This is a genomic window from Listeria sp. ILCC792, from assembly GCF_900186135.1.
GTDB classification, from domain to species: Bacteria; Bacillota; Bacilli; order Lactobacillales; family Listeriaceae; genus Listeria; species Listeria goaensis.
Window position 1 is genome coordinate 26,885 of sequence record NZ_FYBO01000015.1, and the last position, 21,002, is coordinate 47,886.

The following is a 21,002-nucleotide window of genomic DNA, read 5'->3' on the forward strand; positions in this document are numbered from 1 at the left end:
GCTACTATGTGGAAAAAATTAAGACTCGTGACATTGCTTAGTATCCTTTCGCTCCTTTTAGCTTCTTGTGGGACAGAACTTGCGCCTTATGATGCTTCAAAACCCCTCGGCGAGCAAATTAACTATACGATTACGGGAATTGATGCCGGCGCAGGAATTATGCTTTCCACGCAAAACGCAATTAAAGCGTACAACCTAGACGATTATAACTGGCAACTGCAAACGAGCTCCACCGCTGCCATGACATCCACACTCGAAAAAGCCATTAAAGATAAACGGCCAATCGTTGTGACCGGCTGGACGCCACACTGGATGTTCACAAAATTTGACCTTAAATTTTTAGAAGATCCAAAAAATGTTTTTGGTGATGCGGAAGATATTCATACAATTGTCCGTAAAGGTTTGAAGAAGGAAAAACCTTCTGCCTACGCGGTTTTAGATAAGTTTAATTGGACGCCTGAGGAAATGTCCGACGTCATGCTTGAAGTGAATGATGGCGCTGATCCCGAAAAGGCTGCTAAAAAATGGGTGAAAAACAATCCCGATAAAGTGGCCGAATGGACAGACGGCGTTCCAAAAGTAAGCGGTGATGACATCAAGCTAACGTATGTCGCTTGGGATTCCGAAATTGCCTCCACCAATGTCGTCGCCGAGGTTTTACGTAGCATCGGCTATAAGCCAACTATTCAAGCTATGGAAATCCAACCTATGTGGGCATCTGTTGCAACTGGCGCCGCTGATGGCATGGTCGCCGCCTGGTTACCAAACACAGCTGGCATTTACTATAAAGACTACAAATCAGATATTGAAGATTTAGGTGTCAATTTGAAGGGCGCCAAAGTTGGTCTGGCTGTCCCAACGTATATGAAAGACATTAACTCTATTGAAGATTTAAAAAAATAACGACTGTTAAAGCGGAAACCTCAGATTGTAACTTTATGCTAAACAAAATTCACCGCATAAAATCAGTCTGAGGTATTTTCCGGTTTATGGAAAATGCCTTTTTTCACTAAAACGACAAATTCTTGACACAATTCAACATCAAAATGAACTTTTCTCACCTAAAAAAGTATGCTATAATCACCGCAAATAGACAACAAATGCTGTAACAGAGCCATTTTGTATCCAGTGTACAATTTATAGTGAGGAGTCATTTTTTATGAAAACCATCTACCAATTCCTTACAACTGACGTCCAGCTAGCCAAAGAATATACAAAAAAAGTTGTATTTGTCCCCGAAGAAGTTGCCTACTGTAACGAAAAATCCTGCATGCGAGACTATATTATTTTTATAACAAAAGGAATGGCCATTTTAGAGATTCATCATAAAGGAAAATGGAAATTTAATACTTTTCTAGTTCCAAATGATTGCGCCGGTATAGATAACCTCTTAACCCCCCAGACAGCCAACCTCTTACCCTCGAAATTCAAATTAATTGGTGCCACAGACGGTGAATTCCTTGTCATCGAAAAGGAATACTTCATCAATCATTTTTATGCAAATCCACAAATTTTTTCCGCCTTATATGAAAAGCTTTCGTTGCGATATATCTACACTTCTTTTAACTGTCGCGAAAAAAAAGCCATGCTACGCCAGCGAATGGCCGATTTACTTCTCGAGTTTATTATCTTATCTGAAGCAACCGTTGAACAAAACGCGGTGCTTTTCCCCTACCCTATTAGTGCTGAAATGCTTAGCACCTATTTAAAAGCCTCTTTAATAACGATACAAGAGGTGCTTCATGAACTCACTGAAAAACAGATTTTGCTTGAGACGGAAGAAGCTTTCCACATTACAAACTATCAAAAATTGCAACAATTATCAAAAATAACTTGCCTCTCAAAAGAGGTGTAAATCCAATGCCTCCTTTAGATTTAATTGCTTCACTGCTGAATGAAGGTCACGGGAATAAATTGGAAGAAGTTTCTTTTTCACCAAACTTGGATATCAGCCAAAACCTTAATCGTCCTGACACACTTTTAGTTTTAACAGAAGGAATTGCTAAAGTCGAAGTAAGTCGAAAAAACAGTTGGGAATTTGAAACTTTAATAGCCGTAGGTGCTGTTTTCGGCATCGAACATTGTTTTTCAAACAGGAAATATGAGGATACTGCCAATTACCGGGCCATCGCTTTAACAGACGGTCAGGCATTTGAAATTCAAAAATATTTCTTTTTGCAATATATGTACACACACCCGGCACTCTTTCATTTCATCATTGAGGAACTGATTGTACGCTATAAGTTTCTCACTTTCAATTATCAAGAGAAAAAATCCCCTTTAAAACAAAGAGTGATTGATTTACTTATGGAATTTATTATTTTAACAAGGCAAGATCTTAAACAGCAGTACGTCACACTTCCTCTTTTTGACGAAAACATGGTGGCGAATCCTTTAAAATGTTCTACGCACCATATTGAAAATATTTTTAAGCGTTTAAGTAAGCAAAAGCTTATACTGAAAAGTGATGAAACTGGCATTGTTTTGGACTGCGAACGCTTAAAAAAACTTTCAACTTTTTCGTAAAAAAGCCTGAGCATTCCTCGGGGGGCTGAGGATATGCTCAGGGCATTCTTGTTGATTATTCCCAGGCACCACCAAGATCTGGGCTCTGACCTCTTACCCACCACTTGGCTTGATAAATCTTCCCGTTGTAGCTAACTCTTTCTCCAGCTGTATAAGCTTTTTGTGCATTCCACACTTGAACATGATCGCTAACTAATTGCCAAACGCTGTTATACTCTGGATTGTTCGCTCTCGTCCACCATTTTGCGCGATATGTTTTGCCATTATAGTTGACGACATCATTTTCAAAATAAATCTTGTTCGCTTGCCACACGTCATCTCCAACTACTGGCACGGGCGGAATTATTTCTCCTCCACCAATCACATTTACTGAAATCCCATTGCTTGCTTTCGAACGATTCCCTGCTGCATCAACCGCATAAACGGTATAATCGTAAGTTCCTTTTACTAAGTTAACATCCTCAAACATCGTTGAAGCTGTTGTTTTGACTTTTTCCCCATTTCGGTAAACTTCATATTGTGAGACTCTTACATTATCTGATGCCGCATTCCACATGAGTGAAACACTCGATTCTTTTTGTCCCATGACATGAAGATTAGCTGGTGCAGTTGGCGCGACAGTATCTACTGCTGGCACTTGAGTAGTACTTAGCGTTAATGGTTGGCTAACCGTTGATTTATTACCAGAAAAATCTTCTGCAACAACCGTATAGGTGTAAGCTTTTTCACTTTGTAAATTTTTATCTGTATAAGAAGTTCCAGCCGTTTCACCAACTTTTACGCCATTGCGATAAACCGTATATTTCGCCACACCAACATTATCCGTTGACGCTTTCCAACTAAAAGCAATACTATTTGCTGTTGCCATGGTTCGTTTCAACTGAGTCGGTTGAGTTGGCGCTTCTGAATCGCTGCTTGGTTTAGCATCGCCACTAATATTCGCATCAATCACTTGATAAAACGCATTGCCAGTATCTGCAATACTCCAGACACCTAAAATGACATAGTAACCAGAACGATCTGATGGAATATCAATCTGTTGACGAACTACTTTTTCAGGCTTCAAATTCCCGCCATCAATATGTTTAATTAATTCCAGTTCACTTCGAACTAAAGGCATATTCGGATTCCAGCCCTTTTTCGTAATATAATAATCCCAGCTAGATGTTGGATGCGGCGCAGTTAGTGTCCACTCCACCACAGTCGGTCCAGGATTAAGATTTACTTTATGCCATCGTGATGCAGTTTGCTCATCTAAAGGTGCATATTTCCCTGCCCCAGCAATAGTACCATCTACAGGTCCTCTACTTGGAAAACCTTTCGGACCTTCAACGCTTTGCGGTTCATATTGAACAGCTCCAACGTTGACATTTAGCCCTTTATTAGCTAAATATGCTCTACTTTCAGGTTTTGAAATATACCCATGAGCATCTGCATTTAATGTAAATCCTGCTGTTAAACACACACTAACTACACCCAAAAACACACCTAACTTCAATTTATTCTTCATAATTCTCCTCCTTTAAATTAAGTTTGAACCTGACACTAGGTTCATTCTCTAGCATACCGAGGCCAAACCAGATTGTCTGTAGATATTCTATGACGGATTTTTCTATCTTTTTCTAAAGAAAACGTTCTCATTTTTGTCACATTTTCTCAGTATCGCCAAATTATCAATGTCCCCCTTACAAAACCAATAACCTTTACAATTTTCCGTAATGGAGAACCTATTTAAACAAACTATCACAATTTGTTCACATAAAAAAAAGAGAAGAAAAATTCTTCTCTTTTTAAACCATTCTAGTAAGCCGTCCACCCAGCATCCGCCGTTATAATTGTACCATTTACAAAACTTGAATCATCTGACCCAAGGAATAAAGCAACCTTCGCAATTTCAGAGGCCTCACCTACACGAGGGTTAATGTTCATTCCCGCCATTGCTCGTTCTTGACCAAAAGCACTCGGGTCATAAATGGAAGTCCCAATATTTGTATTCACCGCTCCAGGTGCGATAGCATTACAGCGAATATTTTTATTTGCATATTGGAAACCAATATTTTTAGTTAAACCAACAACAGCATGTTTAGACGCCGTATAGGCCGCTCCTGCCCTCGAACCGAACAATCCGCCTGCTGATGCAATATTCACAATAACACCGCCACCATTTTCTTCAAATAACGGAATAGCCTTTCGAGCCGCCCGCATTACCCCCGTCGTATTAATAGATAAAACACGCTCCCAGAGGTCATCCGTCACTTCAGAAACGGGCACAAAATTATCCATGATTCCCGCATTATTTACCAAAATATCAAGCTTGCCGTATTTATCAACTGCAGCATCAATCATGCCATCAACATCTGCTTGTTTCATGACATTTGCCACAACCGCTAGCCCTTCACCACCACTCGCCACAATTTCGTCAACCGTCGCTTGCGCATTCTCCAAATTCAAATCTGCCACAACGATTTTCGCCCCTTCTTTTGCATAAAGCAGCGCAATTTGTTTCCCCATGCCTGACGCAGCCCCAGTGATGACAGCAACTTTTCCTTTTAATTTCCCCATTACTATTACCTCCTTGATTGCTTTCCAGCTAAAGTTTCTAGCTCTCCACTCAAGTATACAACCCATTGAAAGCGGATTCAATCAGTAATGAGAGTCATTATCGTTGCTTAAGCACCATTTTTCTGATATATGTTGAATAAGTAAACATTGGAGGGATAAAAATGGATAGACGTATCCAAAAAACGAAAAATGCCTTTTATCGTGCCTTCTTAGAATTACTAAAAACAAAAAATGTTCAGCAAATTACCATCACCGAGCTCGTCCAAGAAGCCGACGTCAATCGCTCTACCTTTTACAAGCACTATGGTGAAAAGGAGGATTTGCTACACGAATTAACAGAGTCTGTTTTAAACGATTTGCGCACCGCTTATGACGACCCTTATAAACAAAATAAAGCTTTTTCCACCAGAAATTTACAGCCGCACATGATTAAAATTTTTGATCACGTATATAGAAATCAATTATTTTATAGCCATGTCATCTCATCAAAAATAGGTCCCGGCTTTCAAAATCGTGTCTGTCATGTTATTCAAGACTTAGTTTTGCGCGATGCCACTAAATCCAACTTAGCCAACATCAATCCGCAAGTCCTCACAAGTTATCAGGCGCACGCCATTTTTGGCATCATCGTTTATTGGACAGAAAATCATTTTCAAGAAAGCGCGGACTATATGGCCAAACAGCTCTTCCTCATTTTAAAAGCACAGCACCAACTAGATACCGCGAAGTAACGCCAGTTCAGCATCTGAAAGAGGACGATAGGCACCAAGCGCAAGCTGCTCATCAAGCGTTAAATCGCCCATTTTTTCTCGCTTTAAATACACCACTTTTTTCCCAACTGCTTCAAACATTTTTTTCACTTGATGAAATTTCCCTTCATAAATGGTCACCCGAACGTCTGACTGGCCGCCGTGTACGCGGATAATTTCAAGACTTGCAGGCATCGCTTGATAGCCATCCAAGAAAGTGACGCCCATTTTAAATACTGCCGCATCTTCTGCCGTTACAACACCTTCTGTGCGCGCAAAATAAACCTTAGCAACATGTTTTTTGGGCGAAAGAAGTTCATGCGCCATCTGCCCATCTGTCGTTAAAATCAGCAAGCCTTCCGTATCTTTATCTAGCCGTCCAACCGGGAACAATCCTTGCCGCTTATCATTTTCTGCCAGCAAATCAATAACCGTCTTACTCGCCTTGTCTTCCGTTGCACTTAAAACGCCCTGCGGTTTATTCAACATATAATAAAGCTGTTCCGCATACATAACAGCCTCTCCATTGACCGTCACAATATTTTTCGCTGACACAACTTGAAAAGCCCCATCACGTACCCGTTTTCCGTCCACAAGTACTTCCTCTTTTTTTAAAACATTTTTCACAATCTTCCTTGTCCCAAAACCAGCATGTGCAAGCAATTTATCTAGACGCATCTTTTTTCCTCCATCACGAACTTTAATCTTTCTTTCATTCTATCAATTTAACATCGCTAACGCCATAAAAAAACAGACCCCCAGTAGGAAGTCTGTTTCTAATCTTACACACTACAAACGTATCATCGCACACATGGTCAAGAACAGCATTGAAAACAGGAAAGGCATTATTTGCCAGACCGTGCGGGGAAGCGAGCAAGGACTTTGAAAAATGCCAGTTACTGGCAACCTAAGCATTTCGTAATAAACTTTCTAGCTTTACCGCATACGCAGATTCGATTGCTTGACCAGCCAGTGTTTGTTTAAGGCGATACTCTTCTAATTTCAATTCTATTCGGACCAATTTTTCAAACGCATCGAGATTGTTGCAATCTTTAATTAAATCCTCTAGTTCCATAAAAAGCTCTTCAACTTGTTTAATATCATCTACAGAAGCTGGCTCAATATTTAGTTTTTCCATATGTCCTTCCTCCAATCGCTGCCTTTATCACTTTTATTTTACTCGAAAAAGGAGGGATTGAAACCTATTTTTGGAAAGTTTCACATTTTAGCCACATTTAAACCAGTTTCTTATTATATTTACAGATTAGCTATATGCCTCAGCTTCTGTAACTACATGAACCGCACCCCTTGCTGTTCCCGCAATTCCAAAAACAAGTGTTTCTAAAAGTGTAGTTTCCACAACTGAAGCACACATCATTTAATGCCACTATTCCTTCACAATTTTAATAATATCTTTATAAGCAATTTCCCGAACTGCTTTTTCTTTCGTTTTAAAATCCGCCTTCAAATAGACTTGGACACGGTCCTCCACATCAAGCGACGCCACGTTCAGCGCCCGTCCATCCTTCTCATTTTCAATTTTACTAATCGCATGAAGCTCCGTTTCACCTTGCAAATCGGTATCAAGAGAAGATAAGTCGCGCACAAAAACACTCGTATTTTCCCCCGTATGAGCCCGACTAATCACCCCGTCAAGCATCACATATGTATCCGCAGGTTCCGCATTTCCGCAGCCCGCTAAAAAAAGCAGTATAACTAGCCAACCAAATTTTTTCATTGCAAGCTCCTTCACCATTATTTTGTTCCATTATACATGAAAAGAGGCCAGGACATAATCCCAGCCTCTCTCTAACATTTTATTCCAATACAAATTGATTATGATAAAGTTCCGCGTAGAAGCCTTTTTGTTGCAGTAAACCTTCATGCGTACCTTCCTCAATGACTTCACCTTGGTGCAAGACAACAATATGATCGGCGTCTAAAATAGTTTTCAGCCTGTGTGCGATAACAAAACTCGTCCGACCGGAAATAACATTATCCATCGCCTTTTGAATTTTGCTCTCCGTAACCGTATCAACGTTACTTGTCGCCTCATCCAAAATAAGCAAGCTTGGGTTTGTTAAAATCGTTCGGGCAATGCTGATTAATTGTTTCTGACCAACACTAAAGATGTTGTTTTCATCACTAATTTCCGTATCATAACCTTTTTCAAGTGTCATAATAAAATCGTGAATATTGGCTTGTTTCGCAGCCGATACCACATCATCGCGGTGTGCTTCCGGTTTCCCAAAAGAAATGTTTTCGTGAATCGTACCGCTAAACAGAACAGAGTCTTGCAAGACGATTCCGACTTGTTTTCTGAGTGATTTCAGCTCAATGTCGCGAATATCTTTACCATCAAATTCAATCTCGCCGCTATCCACATTATAAAAGCGATTTAGCAAGTTCATGATAGTTGTTTTACCCGAACCAGTTGGCCCAACAACTGCCACCATTTTGCCTTTATCAAGCGTAATGTTGACATTTTTTAGAACCGGTTTTTCTGGATCATAACCAAAGTTCACGTTTTTAAGCGCAACTTGTGTATTAATACCATCAATTTTGCTCACATTTGGACGCTCAAACTCATCTTTTTCATTGAACACTTCACTCACACGACGCGCCCCAGTAATTGCAAGTTGTAACATGCTATACTGCGAGGAAATCTGCGTAAGTGGCATATAAAACTGTTGCGAATACTGCACGAACATTACGATTAAACCAAGTGCAACAGAACGTTCAAGGCTACCGTTTAAAGCTAAATATCCACCGAAGAAGATGACAATCGCCGTATTTAAAAGCGAAATACCTTGCATCACGGGGAAAAGTAAGCCTGAATAGACTTGTCCTTTATATGTTGCATTTTTAACCGTATTGTTGTGCTTCACAAAACCTTCAATCGTTTCTTCTTCGAGGCCATTTGTGATAATCACTTTTTGACCAGAAATTTTTTCATCGATATAGGCGTTTAGATGCCCCAAACTATCTTGTTGTAAGTCCACATATCTACGCGCCTTGCGAATAATAATCGCCGCAATGATAATCGCAAACGGTGAAGCAATTAGCGTCACAAGCGCCAACTCAACGTTTTGATTGAACATCATAATGATAACGCCGATCATTAAGGCCAGGTTAGATAAAACTTGAACGATCGCCTGATTAAGCGTATTTGAGATGTTATCCATATCACTTGTAAAACGGCTTAGCATCTCCCCATCATTATGACGGTCGAAAAAGCGAATCGAAAGTTTTTCCATTTTGCGGAACAAACCAATACGCATCCGGTTCGTTGCCTTACCAGAAACACCAGTCATAATAATGCTTTGAATAAATGTCGCTACAGAAGTTAACACATAAAACAGAAGTAGCATCCATAAAATATGATGGAACTCTGATTTATCATCAACACCCGTAGTAAATAGTTTTACAGCATAATTGGCAAGCTCTTGAATCGCATCACCAATAAATTGCGGCGCCTTAACTTGCAAATAAGTTGCACCAATAACCGCTAGGATGATAACAGAAAGTTGTAATTTATACGCGCGAAGATAGTGCCAGAAGAATTTTGTAATTTGTTTAAACTCACTCATTTCCCCACGCATCCTTTCCTTTTTGAGTTTCATAGATTTCTTGATAAATCGGGCTTATCTCAAGCAATTCTTTGTGCGAACCAACCGAAACAAGTTTACCCCCATCTAAAACTAAGATTTTATCCGCATGAATAACAGAAGAAATCTTTTGTGCAATAATAAATGTCGTTGTATCATCAAGCTCTTTGTTAAGCGCCTCTTTCACGAGTTTTTCAGAGCGAGCATCGAGCGCACTCGTACTGTCATCTAAAATCAAGATTTTCGGATCCCCGATAACACCGCGTGAAATCGATAAGCGTTGTTTTTGTCCGCCAGAAAAGTTATTCCCGCGTTCTTCCACAATCGCTTCATAAATTTTATCTTGACGTTCAATGAACTCTTTCGCCTGTGCAATTGATGTCGCTTTTTCCATATCATTGTCATTCGCATCTTTTTTACCATGGCGCAGGTTGTCAGAAATCGTACCTGAGAATAAAATCGCACGTTGCAACACTAACGAAACCGTTTTGCGTAGCGTATTTTTATTCACATGTACTAAGTTCTTTCCACCGATTAAAATCTCTCCTTCAGATGGGTCATAAAGTCGTGGAATTAGCTGCGCAAGCGTCGATTTACCAGCACCAGTAGCCCCAACAATCCCGACCATCTCGCCAGGAGCCGCCTTAAAGGAAATATCGCTTAACGCGTTTTGGTCATCTCCTTCGTAACGGAAACTTACATTTTTAAATTCGACACTACCAGATAAGTCTTCATCTGACGCATCTTCATCATATTTAATATCTGCATCTGTATTTAAAACTTCACTAATACGTCCAAGCGAAATGAACGCACGAGAAGCCATCATCGTAAGCATACCTCCGATAATGATTGCCATCATAATTTGCATTAAGTAGTTCATAAATGAAGCAATTGCCCCGATTACAGTTGGGTCGTCTTTTACCATATCCCCAACAAAATAAATCGAAACAACGACTGCCAAGTTCGAAACGAGCATAAACGCTGGAATCATAACAGAAAACAGTGTTCCTACAATAATTGTATGCCTTGTTAGCTTATCACTCGTATCTGAAAATCTTTTAAGTTCGTTATCTTCTTGGACAAAACTTTTGACCACACGCATCCCCGCTAAGTTTTCCTTAGCAATTGCGTTCACCTTATCTAGGAAAGCTTGGATTTTTGCAAAATGTTTCCCCATTGCCCCGAATGTAATCATAACGATTAATACTACGAGCACAACAAGTAAAATAATAACCCACCAAAGTGCAGGTAATGTCACTAACGCCAAAATAAAACTTCCGATAAACATGATCGGAATACGCGTTAAAGATTGAAGTGACATCATCACTAAATTTTGAACTTGTGTAATATCATTGGTTTGTCTGACAACTAAATTACCAGTCGAAAAACGTTCGATATTGCTAAATGAAAATGTTTGAACTTTTCGAAAGCTACTCTCTCGGATGTCAGCCCCCACGCCTTGGGCAATTTTTGCTGATAAAACCGTGTTTAAAATACCTGCGATTAAACCAACGATAGCAACTGCCACAAGAACAATACCGATTGACGTTATTTCATCCATTTTGTCTTCCATAATTGCATCGAGCACTTGTTGCAATAATTTAGGCTGCCAGAGTTGTGACGCTACCATAATGGCCACAAACAGCGTGGATAAAATCGTCTGCATTCGATATTTCTTCAAATGTTGAAATAAAATCTTCATTGTAAACCTCCCTGAAAAAGAATAAGACGAACACTTATTCTACTCGATAATAAAATCTTTTTCAACCCTCATTTGATTTATTTGTGAAAAATCAGTCTGTAGAATGAGAAAAACAGCTTTTAACATTTTAAAATCTCTAATTTAGCGTAGTTTTCTGACACGTTCACAAACTTGCTGCCGAAAATGACAAAAATGTAAGTAAAATAATCTACTTTTGTCACCTCGTTCGAATGTTCCAATCGCACAATTGCCTTATGATACTAATATAGACAAGCTATTAGGAGGAATTTTTCATGACAAACAATGTCGTACATGTAGAACATATTGAAAAAATCTACGGTAAAAAAAATCAAAATCAATCCATCGCATTAAAAGATATTTCTTTTTCGATGAGAAAAGGGGAGTTTATAGGTATCATGGGGCCATCTGGTTCAGGTAAAACAACCCTTCTGAACGTCCTCTCCACACTAGACCGCCCAACAAATGGGAAAGTCGAAATTGCTGGAGTCGATATTACCCAAATGAAAAACGACCAATTATCCGATTTTCGTGCTCAATCACTCGGATTTATTTTTCAGGATTTCAACTTACTTGAAAATTTAACGCTCTATGAAAACATTGCACTTCCCCTCTCTTTGCAAGACGTAAAACCGAAAAAAATCCGTGAGCGCGTACAAATTGTTGCCCGCCAGCTTGGCATCTCTGATATTTTACACAAATATCCTGCTGAAGTATCCGGTGGTCAAAAACAACGTACCGCAGCCGCTCGCGCTCTTGTGCATGAACCAGCGATTTTGTTAGGCGATGAGCCAACAGGTGCGCTAGATTCTAAAAATGCTTTAAGCTTACTCGAAACAATGACGGAATTAAATGAGGAACAAGATGTTTCCATTTTAATGGTCACCCATGACCCACAAAGCGCTAGTTTTTGCGAACGCATCTTGTTCATTCAAGATGGCGTGCTTTACAAAGAGTTAAATCGCGCAGGTAGCCGAAGTGACTTCTATAAAGAAATACTAGACGTGCTCGCAACTTTCGGACAAAATCGGGGTGACAGTGATGATATTTAAGCTCGCCTTATCGAGCATGCGTAGTCGAGCGAAAGACTATGCTGTACTTTTACTCGGTTTAATTATGTCCATTTCCATTTTTTACATGTTTGAAACACTTGCCTTAAACAAAGCCTTTATTCAAGAAAACGCGATGATTAATGCCGTCAGTTTTGTTTTCCAGGCGGGATCCGTTTTGCTCGCCATCATCACAATTGCCTACGTGCTTTACGCAAACTCATTTTTGTTTTCCTTACGCCAAAAAGAATTCGGCATGTACATGACACTTGGCGCTAAAAAACGTAAAATTTCACTGATTATGTTCATTGAAACGATGTTCATCGGCATCATTTCCTTACTGATTGGAACGGCGCTAGGTACAGGCCTTGCCGCCCTAATTGGTCAAGCTTTGATGAAACAACTAGAATTTCATTCGAGCACGTATGCACCATTTTATCTCCCGTCGCTCATTGTCACTTGTGTCTTTTTTGCCGCCCTCTTTATTTTGTCGGCATTTGCAAATTTGATTCAAATTTCAAAAGTGACCGTTTTAGATTTAGTCCACGGCGATGCCAAATCAGAAAAAATTATTATCCGTAAAAAAGCCATCGTTTTAAAAGCTATCATTTCGATTATCCTACTCGCAATTGGTTACTACTGCATGATAGATATTAAGCAAACGCAATATATCGGAATTATAGTGGCACTATTTACCATTACATTAGGCACTTATTTGTTTTTCGCAACCTTCCTGCCATTAATTATTCAAAAACGCCGCGAAAAACAAATTTTAAAAAGCAAACGACTGAACTCATTTACGTATGCGCAGTTAAATTTCCGTGTAAGCCAACTAACACGCGTTTTAGCAACCGTAGCAATGCTTATCGCGCTTGGCGTGGGCGCCATCTCAGTTGGATTCGCCTTTCAAAATAATGGGCCGCTACTCGCTGACCGAATGGATGCGTATGATTTAAAAATCGTCAATCCAACTCCGGCAGAGAAAGCTGTCATGAAAGAAATCGATTTCAAAGAAAAAACCACATATGCTTATAAACAAAAAAACGATACTGTCTATTTCAATGTCAGCGAACTTAATAAAAAACCAATTTTAGCACAAAACTATTCGCTAGATGGTGAAAGTGAAACGAAGCGTTTAAAAGAATACTCGGAAGCGACTCAAAACGCTTGGGACACTGCCTTATCTTTAGCTTTCCCGCAAACTGAAACGCAGAATCAAACTTTCAAAATCGTGTCTGCCGCTGATTTTTCTAATGTGGACGGCGACCTTGGCACAGTTTATTTTGGAAAAACAACGAACTTTGTTTCGCATCTCGATGAATTAAAGAAAATGGACGAATTGGAGAGTGCTCGCTACGGAAAAGAGATTACAAGCAGCAAATATAGCTCTTATAAAATGTACAACTCGTTTGCGATTGGAACAGTGTTTATGGGCTTCTTCCTCGGTTTCGCTTTCCTTACAATGATGGCGAGCTGTCTAATGTTTAAAATTTTGACTGGCGCTACTCAAGATATTCGCCGCTATGAAATGCTTGAAAAAATCGGTGTGCGTCGGCGCCTCTTAAAACAGTCCATTTACAAGGAAATGTTTCTTATCTTCTTATTCCCAGGCATCATCGGCTTTATTCATGTTGCGCTAGGCATGGAAATGTTCTCTTTCCTTCTCATCAACCCGTATTATCATTTTTATGTTCCCGTGTTACTTTTCCTAGCGATTTACTGTATTTATTATTTCATTACCGTGACACTTTATAAAGGAATCGTTTTGAAAAAAGCTAGTTTGGATTGAAAATAAGCGACTGAGGTATAATTGTTAGCTGAACATAAAACCAGGGTAGAAAATCTTTTCCGATTCTCTACCCTGGTTTTGCTAATGAACAGACGATATTATTATGTAATCCAGTAGCCACTTGAACACTACTGAATTTTTGTTTAAACCTCATTAATTTACCCATCTCTTTTTGGACTAGATGAATAAAAGCATCGCCCCTTCTTTTATTAATTAAATATCCTTGCATCATCCCAACAAAAAAACAAGCTTCCTCACACCAAAAGTGCTCAGGAAGCTTATTTTTATTTCTCGCAAACAAGTTGCCACGTTGGACCGAAGCGGTCTGTCACCCATGCCACTTTGCTGTAAATCCCCATCTCTTCTGGGCCCATCATAACTGTTCCACCGGCTTTTAGTCCCTCGAATAAGCGATCGAACTCTTCTTCATTTCGCGTTTCAATGAAAATCGAAGTTGCCCATGAAAAGTCAACGGCGTATTTCTTTTCCATGTCCATCGCCATGAATTTTTGATCGCCAATCTCGAATACTATCGTATAAACCTTGCCCAGCTCTCCCGGCTCACCTTCTTCAAAATAACGAGTTGATACGATTTTTGCTTCATCAAACAAGTCCACATAAAATTGAACCGCTTCTTCCGCTTGCCCACTAAACGTCAAGAACATACTAATTTGCGTTTTGTCTAGCATTCTCATCAACCTTTCCGTTTTCGTACATTTTAATACACTTTCAGCCCACTTACAAATGTTTGAATTACTTGAATGTCGCGCAAATCGTTCGTCTCCACTTCAAACGGGTTGGTTGCTAGAACTGTGAAATCTGCGGCAAATCCTGGCGCAATTTTCCCCCGAGAAAAAGGTTTATAGCTAGCTTTTGCACTACCGGTTGTGTAGAGTGAAATCGCTTCGTAAACAGTCAGCGCCTCATCTGGAAAGTAGCGTTTACCGTTTAAGTCGCTTGTCGCAGTGCGTGTAACTGCGGCATGAATTCCGTAAAAAGGATTGGGGACTTCAATTGGCGCATCGCTTCCTCCCGCTAGTGCAAAGCCGTTTTCTAGAAGTGTCTTCCAAGCAAATGCTCGTTTGGGATAATTCTCTCCTAAAACGTCAAGCGCCCAAGGCAAGTCGCTCGCCATAAACTGCGGCTGAACATCAAACAAAAGCGGCATTCCTTCTGCTTCTGCAATGAGCTCATCTGTTAACCACGGCGTGTGAATCATTCGGTCGTGCAAGCCACTTTTCGGCGGATATTTTTTCAGCACACGAACCACCTCTTGAAATGCCGCATCACCTAGAATATGAATCGCCACCGGAAGCCCCAGTTCGCGCGCTTTCTTGACGATTGCCACAAACTCCTCGTCCGAATGAATCTTCAACCCGTGATTGCTTGCGTCGTCCGCATAGCCATTCGCCATATATGCCGTTCTCGACCCCACAGTGCCGTCAAAAAAGATTTTCACAGCGTCCAGCTCCACAAAAGGATTTCCGTCCATGAAAAGCTCTTTTTCCTGCTTAAACGCAGCTAGTTCCGCGTGATGAATTAAAAGTTGCGCGCGAAATGGAAATTCTGCATTAATTGTATCGCGAAAAGCGCCGAGCGTTCCCTTAAAGCCATCAAAATAGTGCAAATCCTCTGAATGGGCCCCTGTAATTCCTTTTTTCCACAAATCACAAATCGCCAGTTCAAGCCACATTTTCATTTCAGCGGTAGTTGGAATTGGAAACGCCTGAATCGCCAAATTCGTTGCGTTATCTTTTAGAATGCCCGTCAATTTGCCATTTTCATCTGTGTCAATTTCACCGCCACCTTCAAACTTTGCGTCTTTAGACAAAGAAATAGCTTCCATTAATGCGTGATTAACCGTCACGCTATGGTAATCGATGCGTCTTACGAGTAGTGGTGTCTCGCTGATAGAATCCAAATCAGCGGCTGTGAGTAGCGTTTTGTCGTCCGTCCATTTATTTTCATCATATCCCTCTACAAAAAGCCATTCGGTTTCCGAAAGCTCGGCCAGACGCTGCTTAATCTTTTCCAAAGCTTGCTTCTTCGTTGTTGTTTCGTTTAAGTTCAACCGCGCTAGAGCTTGTCCGTACCAAAGCAGATGAATATGTGAGTCGACAAAGCCTGGAAAAACAGTTGCCCCGTTCAAATTGATGCGCTCTGCCTCTAAATGCGCCGCGGGGTCGACATCAATCGCCCGAATTGTAGCCCCATCAATTAAAACATTCCGCACAAATTCGCCTTCTTTTCCCATCGTATAAAAGCGAGCATTCTCAAGCAATTTCATGCATTTCCACCTCGGTTTCCACATCATTTAAATTCGCCTTTTTCTGAGTAAGTGCTTGTAGTGTTATCGTGACAAACGCAAGGAGTAGCAAACTGAAAATCCCTATAAACAAGGCTGTTATGCCGCCAAATTTCGTGACTACAACAGCGCCCAAAAACGGCGCTAGCATTCGTGCGGCTGTTGCCATTCCGTTCACTAATCCTTGATATAACCCCGCGCTCCCTTTTGGTGCTAGTTGATAGGCAATCGTCGGAATTGCTGGCCATGCGAACATTTCACCAAGCGTCAGGAAAATCATTCCTAGTACAAATCCGCTGTATACAGTTGCTTGCATTGCAAATACAAACGATAGCGCAAATAGCAAAATACCGATATAAACTTGAAGCAATAAATGCTTTTTGAAACGATGAATAAGCGGAATTAAAATCAACTGACCGAGAACGATTAATGCCCCGTTTAAACTCCAAAGTTTCCCGTACTCGGATGCCGACACACCAACATCTGCTGTCATATAGGTAGATAAATTAGACTGCCACTGTACATGTGGCAACTGGCAAAACAGATACGTCAAAAGTAGCAAACCCATTGAAATGAGACCCCATTTTGTCGCTTTCTCACGCGCCCCGCCACGTTTTCGGTGCTTTGTTTCCGCACCCAATTTTTCGGACTTCCAATCTATTTTTCTAAAAAAGATAAAGAAGAAAAGTGCATAAAAAATCGCGAAAAGAAATGCACCTAAATAAACTTGTCCCATACCGCGCTCCGCCAAGAATCCGGCTAGAAACGGTCCAACCGCAACACCAATATTTTGAGCTACATAAATGGCATTAAATCCAGTGCGCCCGCCGCTCGGATGTGTCAAACCCGCCGCCGCGTATAGCCCTGCAAACACCATTCCCATGGCAACACCCACAAGCCAAAGATTCCAAACAAAATAAGGATAGCTATGAAATGTCATCAAAAGAAACGTCCCCACAACTAAAATACAAGTTCCAATCATAAGCGAAATATACCCCGTTAACCGGTCAAAAATAATTCCGCCAACAACACTCGCCACCATTCCCACAAAAGAATTCACAAGCAACACAAGCGATGCATCCATGTCCGACATGCCAAGTTCTGTCGTCATATACACCATATTAAATGGCCAAATAAAGGATAGTCCTGTATACAAAAGAACCATCCCAACTATTACAATCCATAAATCACGAGGTAACCATCTGCTCAAAAAACTCGCTCCCTTTCTAAAAACAAATCACAAACATTAGTATAGCTCACAACTTATCTTTTGTAAAAAAGAAAAAAACAGCCGGGCGTACCCAAACTGCATTTTTCTTATAGCGCTTTATGATAAAACTTCGAATCCACATCCAAAATATCAAAATCAGCTGGTAAATCCGCTTTTGAAATCTCGATATAGCCATTCTTTTCGTAAAACCGGTGTGCCGCCTTAAATTTATCCGTCGTTCCTAAAAAAATATGTGACTTGCCGTTTTGCGCACAAAATTCTTCAAGCGTTTCTAAAAGGCGCTGCCCCGTTTGATATTCTTTTCCTCGATAATTTTCATCCGTAAAAAGCTTGCGAATGGTTGCGTTTGGCCCGTCGATAAACCATGTAGCAATCGTGCCCACAACAGTGTCTCCATCACGCGCAATCCAAAATCCCCCGTCAGCGTAGAAGTTCCCAATATCCATCAAATCTGGCTGATCCGAAAGCGAAATCGGCACATTAAACTCCTTCTGCTGAATGCGCAAAATCAATGCGACAACCTCTTCATGGTAACGTTCCGTATATTTTTCAATCTTCATGTCAATTCCTCCTTTGAAAGCAATTTTTCAATCACGCTCATCGCTTCAACCAAATCCCGCATCTCCTGATCCGTCAATTTCTGCGTCATTTCGCTAAGCGCCAAGTTCGCAAGCGCCACAAATTTCTCAATCTCCGCCTGCCCCTTTTCCGTAATAAAAAGTGCAAAGTGTCGTTTATCACCAGCAAGCTGCTGTTTTTGAATCAGCCCCGAAAGTTCAAATCTCTTCACAATGCGACTCATGTACCCTCGGTCAACCCCAATCGCATCGCCAATCTCAGAAGCCGTCTTCCCATTCTCAAAATCAATTTGTTGCAAAACCCTCACTTCAGTCAGCGGATAAGGATTATGATAGATTTTCTGGTCAAGTTTTCCTAATATGCTAGCATAAAAGCGATTAAATCGCCGAATCTCACTAATTTGATCCATCCAATTCCCCTTCTTTCATTTTTATTAGTATAAAACATATAGTTGACAAAATCAACTATATGTTTTAAAAAAAGCATTCAAACTGAATGCTCCTATCTATTCCTCTGTCATACAAACTGTTTCCCATTCTTCCTTTTCAAGCAAAATCCAACTACGATTTCGAATTTCAATGCGCTTTTCTTTAACTAAATCATTTTTAATTTTGATAAAATATTCCCGACTTACATTGCTATATTTTGCGAGCTTTGACTGATTACAAGCTATCGGAATATAAATTTCCTGATCATTTTCAACCCCAACATCCAAAGCAATTTGATATAAAACTGCCTCAATTCGTTCTCTGCCTGGCAACCGATATCTCTCAAGCGATTCAGTCATCCGCTTCATCGTATCGCAAACAATTTCATCCGTATACTTCTCACGCTCAATCTCCATTAGAAAACTTTTTCCCCTTGAAAAAAATTGAAACCATTCATGCTGAGAATCAAGACGAAAAATACTCCCTTGCTTTAAAACTTTTATTAAAGTCCCATTGGATTCCTGCACAAGGTATCCTTCTACAACTAAAAAAACACCTTCACCCTGAATCTGCTGGTTTCCAGTAAAAGCTATAACCTCTTTTTTTGGTATGTACATTTAATCTCCTCCAGATTCTATCACTCTATTCCTAATAAGGAAAAAAGTTAGCTGTTTGGCTGACAGCTAACTTCCAATGGGATTGCGGCAACTAAAAGTAATCAGATTCGTATAGGTGCCTGGTGAGCAAATACAATCTTTTTAGAAGTCACAATGTGATAACTCTATAATAACACACTTTTCTTGTGTTAAATTTGTCTATTTGTACATTTTTAGCCTTAAATTGTGACCATTTTTCTACAATTTTCCATTCTAGAAAATTCAATTAATTTATTTTAGCAATGTTATAATAAAAACTGCAACGAAAACAACGTAATTAAACGTTAATTTTAACGCATATCTAAAAAAAGAAAACCCCCAAAACCTATACAGGTTTGGGAGTGCTTGGATACCGGCGGCCGGGGTCGAACCGGCACGACCTTGCGGTCACTGGATTTTGAGTCCAGCGCGTCTGCCAATTCCGCCACGCCGGCATAATGTTTGAATAAACTTATTATAAAATTTTTGAAAGAAAAAAGCAATGGAGGCGCCAACCGGATTTGAACCGGTGATAAAGGTTTTGCAGACCTCTGCCTTACCACTTGGCTATGGCGCCTTAAAAAAGAAAAAAGCGGAAGACGGGGTTCGAACCCGCGACCCCCACCTTGGCAAGGTGATGTTCTACCACTGAACTACTTCCGCAAAAACTGGGCTAGCTGGATTCGAACCAGCGCATGACGGAATCAAAATCCGTTGCCTTACCGCTTGGCTATAGCCCATCAATAAAATTAAAGGGCGGATGATGGGAATCGAACCCACGAATGTCGGAACCACAATCCGATGCGTTAACCACTTCGCCACACCCGCCATAATTCAATTATAAAGTTTTATGTTATGGCAGGGGCAGTAGGAATCGAACCCACACTGGAGGTTTTGGAGACCTCTGTTCTACCGTTAAACTATGCCCCTATCAAAAAAATAATGGTGGAGGGGAGTGGATTCGAACCACCGAACCCGAAGGAGCGGATTTACAGTCCGCCGCGTTTAGCCACTTCGCTACCCCTCCGTATTAAAATAAAAGTGGCTTGGGACAGAATCGAACTGCCGACACCTTGAGCTTCAATCAAGTGCTCTACCAACTGAGCTACCAAGCCAAATGGCGGTCCCGACGGGATTTGAACCCGCGATCTCCTGCGTGACAGGCAGGCATGTTAACCCCTACACCACGGAACCACGATTGCGGGGACAGGATTTGAACCTGCGACCTTCGGGTTATGAGCCCGACGAGCTACCAGACTGCTCCACCCCGCGATAATAATATGGTGGAGGTTAACGGGATCGAACCGCTGACCCTCTGCTTGTAAGGCAGATGCTCTCCCAGCTGAGCTAAACCTCCATAAATAACATTCTAACTTAAAAATAAACTTTTGTCTAAAATAAAAGTGACCCGTACGGGATTCGAACCCGTGTTACCGCCGTGAAAGGGCGGTGTCTTAACCGCTTGACCAACGGGCCATAAAATAAAATATGTAGTAATCACTTGGAAACGGAGAGCAAGGGATTCGAACCCTTGAGACGGTTATCCCGCCTACACGGTTTCCAACCGTGCTCCTTCGGCCTCTCGGACAGCTCTCCAAGATTTTAAAATTAAATGGCTCCACAGGTAGGACTCGAACCTACGACCGATCGGTTAACAGCCGATTGCTCTACCACTGAGCTACTGTGGAATAATACATTGCCCGGCAGCGACCTACTCTCACAGGGGGAAGCCCCCAACTACCATCGGCGCAGAGAAGCTTAACTACCGTGTTCGGGATGGGAACGGGTGTGACCTTCTCGCCATAACTACCAGACAATGAA

General features: G+C 40.8%; 19 protein-coding genes, 14 tRNA genes and 1 rRNA gene. 6 read left to right on the plus strand and 28 right to left on the minus strand.

The window, feature by feature from the left end:
* The first annotated feature begins 6 nt into the window (after positions 1-6).
* The 3 genes from CFS60_RS12935 to CFS60_RS12945 all read left to right on the plus strand — a co-directional run bounded on the left by CFS60_RS12935 (position 7) and on the right by CFS60_RS12945 (position 2,526).
* Positions 7-903: a glycine betaine ABC transporter substrate-binding protein gene (locus CFS60_RS12935; protein WP_088816413.1), complete on the plus strand. Its 897-nt coding sequence runs from the start codon at positions 7-9 to the stop codon at positions 901-903.
* A 256-nt stretch (positions 904-1,159) separates the two neighbouring features.
* Positions 1,160-1,855, plus strand: coding sequence for a cAMP-binding domain-containing protein (locus CFS60_RS12940; RefSeq protein WP_088809423.1), 696 nt, complete (start codon positions 1,160-1,162; stop codon positions 1,853-1,855).
* Positions 1,856-1,860: 5 nt separating this feature from the next.
* Positions 1,861-2,526: a Crp/Fnr family transcriptional regulator gene (locus tag CFS60_RS12945; RefSeq protein WP_088825954.1), complete on the plus strand. Its 666-nt coding sequence runs from the start codon at positions 1,861-1,863 to the stop codon at positions 2,524-2,526.
* 55 nt (positions 2,527-2,581) lie between these two features.
* Here the strand turns inward: CFS60_RS12945 and CFS60_RS12950 are convergent, their stop codons facing one another.
* Entirely contained in the window at positions 2,582-4,036 is a 1,455-nt protein-coding gene (locus CFS60_RS12950; protein ID WP_088839347.1) for a lytic polysaccharide monooxygenase, read from the minus strand.
* A 290-nt stretch (positions 4,037-4,326) separates the two neighbouring features.
* Positions 4,327-5,088, minus strand: a complete 762-nt coding sequence (locus tag CFS60_RS12955) for an SDR family oxidoreductase (RefSeq protein WP_088809426.1) — start codon at positions 5,086-5,088, stop codon at positions 4,327-4,329.
* Between the two features lie 161 nt (positions 5,089-5,249).
* Between CFS60_RS12955 and CFS60_RS12960 the strand changes: the two genes are divergently transcribed.
* Entirely contained in the window at positions 5,250-5,819 is a 570-nt protein-coding gene (locus CFS60_RS12960; protein WP_088839348.1) for a TetR/AcrR family transcriptional regulator, read from the plus strand.
* On the opposite strand, the gene CFS60_RS12965 is transcribed toward CFS60_RS12960, so the two are convergent.
* The 5 genes from CFS60_RS12965 to CFS60_RS12985 form a co-directional block, all read right to left on the minus strand.
* Positions 5,802-6,515 carry a 16S rRNA pseudouridine(516) synthase gene (locus CFS60_RS12965; RefSeq protein WP_088839349.1) on the minus strand — a complete coding sequence of 238 codons (714 nt, stop codon included), beginning with the start codon at positions 6,513-6,515 and terminating at the stop codon, positions 5,802-5,804. The genes CFS60_RS12960 and CFS60_RS12965 overlap by 18 nt on opposite strands.
* Positions 6,516-6,744: 229 nt before the next feature.
* A complete protein-coding gene (locus tag CFS60_RS12970; protein WP_088809429.1) occupies positions 6,745-6,975 on the minus strand; it encodes a hypothetical protein in 231 nt (76 codons plus the stop codon).
* 249 nt (positions 6,976-7,224) lie between these two features.
* Positions 7,225-7,575, minus strand: coding sequence for a hypothetical protein (locus CFS60_RS12975; RefSeq protein ID WP_088809430.1), 351 nt, complete (start codon positions 7,573-7,575; stop codon positions 7,225-7,227).
* Positions 7,576-7,654: 79 nt separating this feature from the next.
* Complete coding sequence (locus CFS60_RS12980) at positions 7,655-9,427, minus strand: ABC transporter ATP-binding protein (RefSeq protein WP_088809431.1); 1,773 nt, start codon at positions 9,425-9,427, stop codon at positions 7,655-7,657.
* Entirely contained in the window at positions 9,420-11,147 is a 1,728-nt protein-coding gene (locus CFS60_RS12985; protein ID WP_088809432.1) for an ABC transporter ATP-binding protein, read from the minus strand. Before CFS60_RS12985 ends, CFS60_RS12980 begins: the two co-directional genes overlap by 8 nt.
* A 293-nt stretch (positions 11,148-11,440) precedes the next feature.
* Between CFS60_RS12985 and CFS60_RS12990 the strand changes: the two genes are divergently transcribed.
* Positions 11,441-12,217 carry an ABC transporter ATP-binding protein gene (locus tag CFS60_RS12990; protein ID WP_088809433.1) on the plus strand — a complete coding sequence of 259 codons (777 nt, stop codon included), beginning with the start codon at positions 11,441-11,443 and terminating at the stop codon, positions 12,215-12,217.
* Positions 12,207-14,003, plus strand: coding sequence for an ABC transporter permease (locus CFS60_RS12995; RefSeq protein ID WP_088839350.1), 1,797 nt, complete (start codon positions 12,207-12,209; stop codon positions 14,001-14,003). The genes CFS60_RS12990 and CFS60_RS12995 overlap by 11 nt, the downstream gene beginning before the upstream one ends.
* 284 nt (positions 14,004-14,287) lie before the next feature.
* On the opposite strand, the gene CFS60_RS13005 is transcribed toward CFS60_RS12995, so the two are convergent.
* From CFS60_RS13005 to rrf, 21 genes are all read right to left on the minus strand, one after another.
* On the minus strand, positions 14,288-14,692 hold the full coding sequence (locus CFS60_RS13005) for a VOC family protein (RefSeq protein WP_088811077.1): 405 nt from the start codon (positions 14,690-14,692) through the stop codon (positions 14,288-14,290).
* 29 nt (positions 14,693-14,721) lie between these two features.
* Complete coding sequence (locus CFS60_RS13010; RefSeq protein WP_088839352.1) at positions 14,722-16,290, minus strand: amidohydrolase; 1,569 nt, start codon at positions 16,288-16,290, stop codon at positions 14,722-14,724.
* Positions 16,277-17,518: an MFS transporter gene (locus CFS60_RS13015; RefSeq protein ID WP_088839353.1), complete on the minus strand. Its 1,242-nt coding sequence runs from the start codon at positions 17,516-17,518 to the stop codon at positions 16,277-16,279. The genes CFS60_RS13010 and CFS60_RS13015 overlap by 14 nt, the downstream gene beginning before the upstream one ends.
* Before the next feature lie 107 nt (positions 17,519-17,625).
* Entirely contained in the window at positions 17,626-18,099 is a 474-nt protein-coding gene (locus CFS60_RS13020; RefSeq protein ID WP_088839354.1) for a GNAT family N-acetyltransferase, read from the minus strand.
* Positions 18,096-18,527 carry a MarR family winged helix-turn-helix transcriptional regulator gene (locus CFS60_RS13025; RefSeq protein ID WP_088839355.1) on the minus strand — a complete coding sequence of 144 codons (432 nt, stop codon included), beginning with the start codon at positions 18,525-18,527 and terminating at the stop codon, positions 18,096-18,098. The genes CFS60_RS13020 and CFS60_RS13025 overlap by 4 nt, the downstream gene beginning before the upstream one ends.
* A gap of 96 nt (positions 18,528-18,623) precedes the next feature.
* The gene (locus CFS60_RS13030) at positions 18,624-19,163 is read right to left on the minus strand and encodes a Crp/Fnr family transcriptional regulator (RefSeq protein ID WP_088811082.1); all 540 of its coding nucleotides are present in this window, start codon (positions 19,161-19,163) and stop codon (positions 18,624-18,626) included.
* Positions 19,164-19,552: 389 nt separating this feature from the next.
* Positions 19,553-19,636, minus strand: a tRNA-Leu gene (locus CFS60_RS13035).
* Positions 19,637-19,684: 48 nt separating this feature from the next.
* A tRNA-Cys gene (locus CFS60_RS13040) sits at positions 19,685-19,758 on the minus strand.
* 14 nt (positions 19,759-19,772) lie between these two features.
* A tRNA-Gly gene (locus tag CFS60_RS13045) sits at positions 19,773-19,844 on the minus strand.
* 5 nt (positions 19,845-19,849) lie between these two features.
* Positions 19,850-19,921, minus strand: a tRNA-Gln gene (locus CFS60_RS13050).
* A 15-nt stretch (positions 19,922-19,936) separates the two neighbouring features.
* Positions 19,937-20,009 (minus strand) — tRNA-His (locus tag CFS60_RS13055).
* 28 nt (positions 20,010-20,037) lie between these two features.
* Positions 20,038-20,111: transfer RNA gene (locus tag CFS60_RS13060), tRNA-Trp, on the minus strand.
* 13 nt (positions 20,112-20,124) lie between these two features.
* Positions 20,125-20,208, minus strand: a tRNA-Tyr gene (locus CFS60_RS13065).
* 15 nt (positions 20,209-20,223) lie between these two features.
* Positions 20,224-20,296 (minus strand) — tRNA-Phe (locus CFS60_RS13070).
* Positions 20,297-20,299: 3 nt separating this feature from the next.
* A tRNA-Asp gene (locus CFS60_RS13075) sits at positions 20,300-20,375 on the minus strand.
* 4 nt (positions 20,376-20,379) lie between these two features.
* A tRNA-Met gene (locus CFS60_RS13080) sits at positions 20,380-20,453 on the minus strand.
* Positions 20,454-20,462: 9 nt separating this feature from the next.
* A tRNA-Val gene (locus tag CFS60_RS13085) sits at positions 20,463-20,538 on the minus strand.
* A gap of 47 nt (positions 20,539-20,585) precedes the next feature.
* Positions 20,586-20,657, minus strand: a tRNA-Glu gene (locus CFS60_RS13090).
* Between the two features lie 32 nt (positions 20,658-20,689).
* Positions 20,690-20,777: transfer RNA gene (locus CFS60_RS13095), tRNA-Ser, on the minus strand.
* Positions 20,778-20,794: 17 nt separating this feature from the next.
* Positions 20,795-20,869: transfer RNA gene (locus CFS60_RS13100), tRNA-Asn, on the minus strand.
* A 10-nt stretch (positions 20,870-20,879) separates the two neighbouring features.
* Positions 20,880-20,995, minus strand: a 5S ribosomal RNA gene (rrf, locus tag CFS60_RS13105).
* Positions 20,996-21,002 lie beyond the last annotated feature (7 nt).